Annotated in this window: 7 protein-coding genes and 1 pseudogene; 2 read left to right on the top strand and 6 right to left on the bottom strand. The window is 50.0% G+C overall.

What is annotated here, in order from left to right; translation table 11 throughout:
* Window positions 1–365: 365 nt before the first annotated feature.
* From fabD to HMPREF1051_RS06280, 4 genes are all read right to left on the bottom strand, one after another.
* A complete protein-coding gene (gene fabD / locus HMPREF1051_RS06295) occupies window positions 366–1,292 on the bottom strand; it encodes an ACP S-malonyltransferase (protein ID WP_003765952.1) in 927 nt (308 codons plus the stop codon).
* A gap of 19 nt (window positions 1,293–1,311) precedes the next feature.
* Window positions 1,312–2,601, bottom strand: a complete 1,290-nt coding sequence (locus HMPREF1051_RS06290; RefSeq protein WP_003765954.1) for a DUF1294 domain-containing protein — start codon at window positions 2,599–2,601, stop codon at window positions 1,312–1,314.
* Between the two features lie 349 nt (window positions 2,602–2,950).
* A complete protein-coding gene (locus HMPREF1051_RS06285; protein WP_036492235.1) occupies window positions 2,951–3,913 on the bottom strand; it encodes a beta-ketoacyl-ACP synthase III in 963 nt (320 codons plus the stop codon).
* A gap of 198 nt (window positions 3,914–4,111) precedes the next feature.
* On the bottom strand, window positions 4,112–4,837 hold the full coding sequence (locus HMPREF1051_RS06280) for a 16S rRNA (uracil(1498)-N(3))-methyltransferase (protein WP_003765960.1): 726 nt from the start codon (window positions 4,835–4,837) through the stop codon (window positions 4,112–4,114).
* A gap of 76 nt (window positions 4,838–4,913) precedes the next feature.
* Here HMPREF1051_RS06280 and HMPREF1051_RS06275 point away from each other — a divergent pair, with 76 nt between their 5' ends.
* Complete coding sequence (locus tag HMPREF1051_RS06275) at window positions 4,914–5,708, top strand: inositol monophosphatase family protein (RefSeq protein ID WP_036492236.1); 795 nt, start codon at window positions 4,914–4,916, stop codon at window positions 5,706–5,708.
* A 137-nt stretch (window positions 5,709–5,845) separates the two neighbouring features.
* Here the strand turns inward: HMPREF1051_RS06275 and HMPREF1051_RS14350 are convergent.
* Window positions 5,846–5,953 (bottom strand): annotated as a pseudogene (locus HMPREF1051_RS14350) (IS5/IS1182 family transposase); the annotation flags it as partial.
* 15 nt (window positions 5,954–5,968) lie between these two features.
* Between HMPREF1051_RS14350 and HMPREF1051_RS06270 the strand changes: the two are divergent.
* Window positions 5,969–6,247 (top strand): DUF705 domain-containing protein, encoded by a 279-nt coding sequence (locus tag HMPREF1051_RS06270; protein ID WP_003765946.1) that lies wholly within the window; start codon window positions 5,969–5,971, stop codon window positions 6,245–6,247.
* A 746-nt stretch (window positions 6,248–6,993) separates the two neighbouring features.
* Here the strand turns inward: HMPREF1051_RS06270 and HMPREF1051_RS06265 are convergent.
* Window positions 6,994–7,875, bottom strand: coding sequence for a chorismate mutase (locus tag HMPREF1051_RS06265; protein ID WP_003765956.1), 882 nt, complete (start codon window positions 7,873–7,875; stop codon window positions 6,994–6,996).
* Window positions 7,876–8,548: the final 673 nt, after the last annotated feature.

The raw sequence follows: 8,548 nt of genomic DNA, 5'->3' as shown, positions 1-8,548 counted from the left end.
CAAGCGCATGAAGCTGCGCGAATCTTCTTGGGTAAACAGGCCGAAGGTCAGTTTTTCTATCATTGGCTCGGTGTTCCGGATTAATGCAGATTGAATATTTTATTAATCTGTCGGATTGGTAAAGCCTATGATTATATCGCAACGAAGTTACCGATGCGACGAAATTGCTGTTTTTAAATGAATAACGATTTTTATTTCTGTAAAGTTTTTTCAGGCGACCTTAAATGTTCAAAATAAATTGATAGTGGATTGGAATAAGAAACACCCTCCTGCTGTCTGCACCTCCCTATGCGAACACAACCGACAGGCATTAAAAAACGACCTTTCATTAAGAAAGGTCGTCTGAAACAGACAAGGCGGCAAGTTTAATGTGCTTCGATAAAGGCAGCGACTTGTTCGAAATTGGTCAAAGCGCTGCACGCGGCTTCTTTGTTGATTCGTTTTGCCAAACCTGCCAACACTTTGCCCGGTCCGCATTCGGCGGATTCGGTAATGCCTTCTGTAACGAGCGCGTTGACGGTTTCCGTCCAGCGTACAGGACTGTAAAGCTGGCGGACAAGCGCGTCTTTGATTTTCTCTGCATCGTCGTAAGCGGCAACATCGGCGTTATGGATGACGCGGATTTGCGGTTGTTTGATTTCAACGGTTTTGAGCGCTTCGGCAAGTTTTTCCGCAGCAGGCTTCATCAGGCTGCAATGAGAGGGAACGGATACAGGCAGCGGCAGCGCGCGTTTGGCTCCCGCTTCTTTGGCTGCATTCATGGCGCGCTCTACGGCGGCGGCATTGCCCGCAATCACGACTTGTCCGGGTGAATTGAAGTTGACGGCTTCGACCACTTCGCCTTGCGCGGCTTCTGCACAAATGGCTTTAACCTGTTCATCTTCCAAGCCGAGGATCGCCGCCATCGCACCTACGCCTTGCGGTACGGCAGACTGCATCAGTTCGGCGCGCAGTCGGACGAGTTTGACTGCATCCGCAAAATCCAATGCACCGGCGGCAACGAGTGCAGTGTATTCGCCGAGGCTGTGGCCGGCAACGACGGCTGGCGTTTTGCCGCCCGCTTCAAGATAGGCACGGTAAACGGCAACGCCGGCAGCCAGCATAATGGGCTGCGTATTCACGGTCTGCCCGATGAGTTCGGCGTCCGTACCATTAATCATCGCCCACAAATCTTGACCCAATACGGCAGAAGCTTCGTCGAAGGTGTTTTTTACGACCGATTGTCCTGCGAAACCGTCCATCATATTGAGGCTTTGCGAACCCTGACCGGGGAAGAAAAATGCAAAAGACATGATATTCCTTTGTTTCAGTTTAGTTTTTCAGAAAATTCGTCAGAGGATTATCGGCGTAATGTATCAGCAGGGCATAGGTAATAGCAACATTTATTGCCACTGTCAGCCAGAAAATCTGGACAAAAGGAACTTTCTTGGTTTTGTGGCGGAACGCGGCGCGCGCAACCAATGCGCCAGGCCAGCCGCCCAGCAGGCTGAATGCGTGCAGTTTATTTTCTGGGATACGGTTTTGGTATTCGTTTTTACGTCTGATTTTGCGCGCGGACTCCATCGCCGTCTGCTTGTCCTGTTGATAGAGGATGAAGGCGGCGATACTGATAAGGACGTAAATGAAAAACAGTTTATTGGAAAGTACGGCGACAACGGTCAGGAAAACGACGGCGATGACGCTGTTGATCAGGAGTGCCTGCATATCGATATTGAGCCTGTTGTAGTCGGGTGGCAATTCGTCAAACAGGAATGCTTCGTCGCCCAGCCGGACAACCTTGACGGCTTGTTGGCGGTTGCCTTCTATCGGGCGGTTGCAGTAGAAACTGACGCGCTGCCCTGTTTGCGGACGGCAGGTATTGTAATGGTACGCGCTGATGTGGAAGAAAATATTTTGGGATTCGTCGCCGAAACGGATGAAGCCGTAGCCTTTGGCATCATCCCATGTGGTAATCGTACCGCTCATAACCTGATTGGGCGGCAGCAGATTTCTTTGGGCGGATTTCGGAGCGGGATAGCGGGTTTCAGCAACCAACGGCTGCTCAATTTTGACTTCAACTTTAGGACCGTGTTCCGGACGGAAAAAGTGTACGGTTTGACCTTGTGCTTTTTGGGTGGACGCAGCGTGTATCGATTCAGGCTCGGGTTCGGACTCAGGCGTACTGCGGATAACGGCATTGACCAGCAGCCATTGTCCGTTGGGATGGCGGCGGAGCGTGCCTTCAAGGCGGTCGCCCGCCCTTGGCGTACGGGTTTGGTCGGCAAGAAACTGTCCCAGCACAAACACCGGCTGCCCTTCGTTTGAAACATCCATTCCATAACCACCATTCTTCGACCAATCCCAGTCGGTCAGCGTAATGACCGCGCTGTCATTGTTTTTATAACCCGGATTGACGCGCTCGACATCCCTTGCGACGGCGCGGTTGTTTTCCGTTTCTATTTGAAAGCTGACACGGTGTCCGGTTTCAGGTTCTTGATAATCGGGGTGGAGGGATTGGCGGTTGGCAAAGATGCGTTGCGAAGATTCGTCGCAAATAATGGAGCCGCGGCTCATTTCCCCGAACCAATGGGCGATTGTCCCGTAATGTTTATTATGGTTCATTTTATTTTTATATTAAGAAAAAAATGTATTGGATAATCAGTTTTGAAATTATACCAATTTATCATAATCCATGTGGATTTTAACCATAATAAATAAAAGGTCGTCTGAAACGGTGTCGGTTTGAAGCAACGACACATTTTCAGACGACCTATTTTCAATGCTCGACAGAGACAGCGCCCTTCCCCCTCTGCCTAGCATACTTTTCAACTACCGCCCTGAATCTTCTACACTTTAAACAACTAACCCGGCCCTCAACATACGAATCCCGGCTTTCCTATCAAAAAGGTCGTCTGAAACCGCACCAACGCAGTTTCAGACGACCTCTTAAGTTTTTCAAACAGACAAAAAATCAGTATTTCACCAACACCGCGCCCCACGCGAAGCCGCCACCTATGCCTTCGAGCAACAGGTTTTGTCCGCGCTTGATTTGACCGTTTTGGATGCCGACATCGAGCGCGAGCGGGATGGAAGCGGCGGATGTGTTGCCGTGTTCCTGTACGGTCAGGATGACTTTTTCCATATCCAGACCCAAGTGTTTGGCGGTGGAGTCGATGATGCGTTTATTGGCTTGGTGCGGCACGAGCCAGTCGATTTGATCGGGGGTATAACCTGCTTCGCTGATGACTTCGTCGGCGATTTTTGCGAGCATTTTGACTGCGAATTTGAACACGCCCGGTCCGTCCATTTTGACGTAGGGCGAACCGCAAACTTGCCCATTGGCGATTTGACCGGGTACGTTGAGCAGGTCGAGGTAGTTGCCGTCGGCTTTGAGTTTGCTGTGGATGATGCCCGCTTCGTCGGACGCGCCCAACACTACCGCGCCTGCGCCATCACCAAACAAAACGCAGGTCGTTCGATCGTTCCAATCCACGATGCGGCTGAACGTTTCCGCGCCGATGACCAAAGCCTTTTTCGCCATGCCGCTTTTGATGTAGGCGTTGGCAGTGGACAGGGCGTACATAAAGCCCGCGCAGACCGCCTGTACGTCAAATGCGGGGCAGCCGTTTTCTATGCCGAGCTTTTGTTGAACGATGGTCGCGGTGGACGGGAACTGCATATCGGGGGTGGCAGTTGCCACGATAATCAAATCGATTTCATCGGCAGCGACACCCGCAGAAACGAGCGCACGGCGCGATGCTTCGGCGGCGAGGTCGCTGGTTTTTTCGTCTTCGTCTGCAATATGGCGAAACTTGATGCCGGTACGGGTGGTAATCCACTCGTCGGACGTATCGACTTTTTTCGCCAAATCGTCGTTGCTGACGCGGTTGGCGGGAAGATAGCTGCCGGTACCTAAAATTTTGGCGTATTGCATGTGAAGGCCTTTGAGCGTTGATTCGGATAATCGGCTATTGTAAGCGAAAACGGATGAATTGCCCAACGCCGCGAAGGCGTAAAACAGGTAAAGCAGGCAATGGCTTGAAAAACAAATATAAACCCATGATTTCAATAAAACTGACTTTTCAAACCATCTAGGGATTTACGCTTCCCATCCCGTTTTCAGACGACCCGGTTACACAAAATCCCCCCAAAGCGTCTGCATCGCCGCAATCGCTGCAAGCGAAGCGGTTTCCGTCCGCAACACCCGCTTGCCCAGCGTTACCGACTGGAATCCCGCCTCAAACGCCAACCGCTCTTCCTCGTCCGTCCAGCCGCCTTCCGGCCCCACCATAAAAATCAGGTCGTCTGAAAACGGCTTGACGGCACGCAAACTTTGAGCGCGGTTCAAACTCATCAACAGCTTGGTTGTTTCAGACGACATCTGTTTCAAAGCCTCGCGGTAAGGCAGCAGCGGCCGCACCTCCGGCACCATATTCCTGCCGCTTTGTTCGCAGGCAGACACCACAATTTCCTGCCAACGCGCCACCCGCTTGTCCGCCCGCTCGCCGCTCAGGCGCACGACGCAGCGTTCGCTGATCACCGGCTGAATCGCGACTACGCCCAGCTCCACACTTTTCTGCAAAGTAAAATCCATACGTTCGCCGCTCGATACCGACTGCACCAGCGTAATTTTCAGCGGCGATTCGTTGTCCGTCTCCTCCTCGCGCAACACTTCCGCACAGGCGCGGCGTTTCTCCAAAACATCCAAGCGCGCGGGATACGCCTTGCCATTGCCGTTAAACAAAACGACCTCCTCCCCGCAGCGCACGCGCAAAACATTTAAATGACGCACAACATTATCAGGCAGTTCAACGACTTGCCCCGCATATAAAGCATCAGGCAGATAAAATCTGGACATGGTTCTTCAAGTGAAAACGGATATAATAACGCGATTATACGATTTCGCACCCCAACCGCAAAAACAAGGACAAAAAGTGTTACACCGATTGCAAAAAGTCGTCCGGCACATCGCGCAAACCGAAGTCATGCCGCGCTTCCTGAATACCCCGTCGCACCGCAAAGAAGACGGCTCCATGCTCAGCGAAGCCGACCTCGCCGCCCAAACCGCCTTCGCCGCCGCCCTGCCCTTGTTGATCGACAGCCCTATGCTCGGCGAAGAAATGAGCGTGCAGGAACAAACCACCCTTTGGAAACTGCACGCGCATACCGACGGACTCTGGGTCGTCGATCCCATAGACGGCACCAACAACTTCGTCAACGGACTGCCCCATTTCGCCGTTTCCGTCGCCTTCGTCAAAAACGGCCGCGCCGAACTCGGCATCATCTACAACCCCGTCAGCGGCGAATGTTTCTACGCTGAACGCGGCAAAGGCGCATACCTCAACGGCACACCACTGCCCCTGCGCACCGTCGACAAAAAACTCAGCGAAGCCATCGCAGGCGTCGAAATCAAATACCTGCGTTCCGGCAAACTCACCAGCCGCATGAGTACGCTCGCCCCCTTCGGCACCATCCGCAGCATGGGCAGCAGCACGCTCGACTGGTGCTACCTCGCCAGCGGGCGCTACGACGTTTACGTCCACGGCGGGCAAAAACTGTGGGACTACGCCGCCGGCGCGCTGATTTTCGAAGAAGCAGGTGGCAACCTGTCCACTTTGGAAGGCGACGACTTCTGGAGCGGCGAACACGTTTTCAAACGCTCCGTCATCGCCGCCCTGCAACCCGCCCTGTTCGAGCGTTGGGAAAAATGGATACGGGAGAACCAATAAACCCGTTTTAACAAAAAAGCATTAATTGAACAAAACAACGATAGAAAATATGAAAAGGTTTTTCAGACGACCTTTTTGATATCCATCCACCCATTTCAAAGCAATCAATCTGATGAGCAGACCTTCCGTTATTTTTATAGTGGATTAACTTTAAACCAGTACGGCGTTGCCTCGCCTTGCCGTACTATCTGTACTGTCTGCGGCTTCGTCGCCTTGTCCTGATTTAAATTTAATCCACTATATTGATGCGGACGACACCCTTGGACGACACCCTTGTCAGAAGCGTAGGCAGCACGCGCATTCCCATGCCCGAAGTCATCCGCCAAGTCCGCCGCCTGCATGAAAACGGACATATGCTTTACCTCTGGAGCAGCGGAGGAGCCAACTACGCCCGTCGCAGCGCAGAAGAATTGGGCATATCGGAATGTTTCCAAGCATTTTTACCCAAACCGAACGCCTATATCGATGATCAAGCGGTACATGAATGGCGGTTCTGCACCCACTTCCTTCCTATTAACAGCGGGCAAATCGACGGATAGCGGCAATAGTGGCATTTTGCCCGATGGAATTAAAATGCCATTGCTACGCATCTTGGTATGTCCCGTATACAAAAAGGTCGTCTGAAAATAGTTTTTCAGACGACCTTCTAAAATGGTTGTTGCAAAAATATGACATATGAAATTTAAAATACAACAAATTTAATACCGCTTATCTCAATAAATTAACGTCTATCGGAGTTTTCGCGCAATTTATTCAAAAGATTTCACTTCTTAACAGCATTTAATACTAATGCTGCTAGAATTCAAATCGCTGACACACACCGCTCTTTTATCCCTTTTGGGCGGTGCAGCAAGTAAGACGTTTTCCCGCAATGTATTGGCCATTCATACTTCTCCCTTGGTATGAATGGTTTTTTTTATCTACGGTTTTGATAACCCATTCCTGACGCCTGATTAAGCAATATCCATATCCCAAACACCATAAAAATCCCGCTGTAAGACAGGGTATATCTACCATCTCATTATCCGGATTCAAAAACCGCCTTGAAAAGTCGATAACAAAGTAAGGCAGATATACGCCCAATCCACGCAACAGCACTTTATGCCAAAATTTATTCAAAAACTGAAATATAGTGGATTAACTTTAAACCAGTATGACGTTGCCTCGCCTTAGCTCAAAGAGAACGATTCTCTAAGGTGCTGAAGCACCAAGTGAATCGGTTCCGTACTATCTGTACTGTCTGCGGCTTCGTCGCCTTGTCCTGATTTAAATTTAATCCACTATATCAATCCACCCCAGAACCGACAATCCCATTGACACCAGCAGCCTGCGCCAACCGATATAAGATATGTTGCGGCATATCGTTGTGCCACAACCGCATGATGTTCGCAATCACCGGCAGATGACAGGTTTGCCGCACCCTGACAATCGCATCCACATCCAAACGATAAGCATGCTCCGGCTCGAAACTCAAAGTCCCCGCCTCGCCTAAGATAATATGGTGATTGCCGCGTAAAGCGATGTGTTCGGCAGCCGCCAGCCAATCATCAACCCGATGATGCTTATCTTTACACAACACTACCGGCGTATTCAGACGACCCACTTCATCCAACAAGACCCGATTCCCCATCAGCTCTCCGCCCAGATACAAAACGTCTGCCTGCGCCTTCAAAGCCTCATCAATCTGACGCACATCGCGGATACGCACCAAAATCGGTTTTCCCTGTTCATGAAGCCGCTGAATATCCTGCTGCATCAGTTGGATTCTCGCCTTTTCGCTCCCGTTGTCCATTTCCGCATAAGGCCGTGCCGACAGATAAAACGGATCGACAAATCCCGCATCCGCATCCTCAATCCGATTGATATCCGCCGCAATATCCAAAACCTTCTCGCCGCCAAACAACACGCCCCGTATCGAAATCTTGCTGTCTTCAGGCTGCTCCTCCCGACTGATGATTTTCCAATCGTTCAAAACCCGGAACACGCGCTCCACATCGGGCAATCTAGCCAATTCATTGGAATGGAAGACCCGCTCGTCGCCCAACGCGCCGATAATCGTCCTTTCTTCGCCACGCGAAATATGTTCCCGCAAGCCACGGCTGCGAATCGTATCCACCACCCGTTGAACAGATTCCTCACTCGACCATTTGCGCATTACGATAATCATCGACACCCTCCTCATACCAATAGAACTTGCATTATATAGCCACGTTTTATCCAAACGATACCTCAACACAAAGGGACAAGTGCAAACCGCCCACATTCATATTTATAGTGGATTAACTTTAAACCAGTACGGCGTTGCCTCGCCTTGGCTCAAAGAGAACGATTCTCTAAGGTGCTGAAGCACCAAGTGAATCGGTTCCGTACTATCTGTACTGTCTTCGGCTTCGTCGCCTTGTCCTGATTTGAATTTAATCCACTATATATCTAAAATTCAACGTATTCGCCAGTTTGCATCAGCCTAACTGTTTTCTAGAGAATCCGGCATTATTCTTCCTCTTCTTGACAATCCATACAGAAACAATCTCAGCCTATTCTTGCGACGCTTTTGCAGGGAAACTATATAAAGCACGAACCGTCATAGATCACAACAAAAGATCGTCTGAACATTCAGTTTTCAGACGACCTTTTCGTTTTTCTCCCACTCACTATTAATATACTATTAAATAGTATCTCTTACTCTAAATTAATATACAAAACAATAATATAAATTATTATCTCTTTCCCATCATTTTATTCCCCGATACAATCGGCATCATACGACACAATAAAAAATCTATTAATGTCAAATAGATAGCATTATTTTTTCCCAGCAACTTGTTCTCAAGGAGAGCCAT

Origin of the sequence: Neisseria sicca VK64, from assembly GCF_000260655.1 — a bacterium.
Taxonomy (GTDB): domain Bacteria; phylum Pseudomonadota; class Gammaproteobacteria; order Burkholderiales; family Neisseriaceae; genus Neisseria; species Neisseria sicca_B.
Note: the sequence above shows the minus strand (reverse complement) of the source record. Positions and strands in the feature narration are given on the sequence as shown.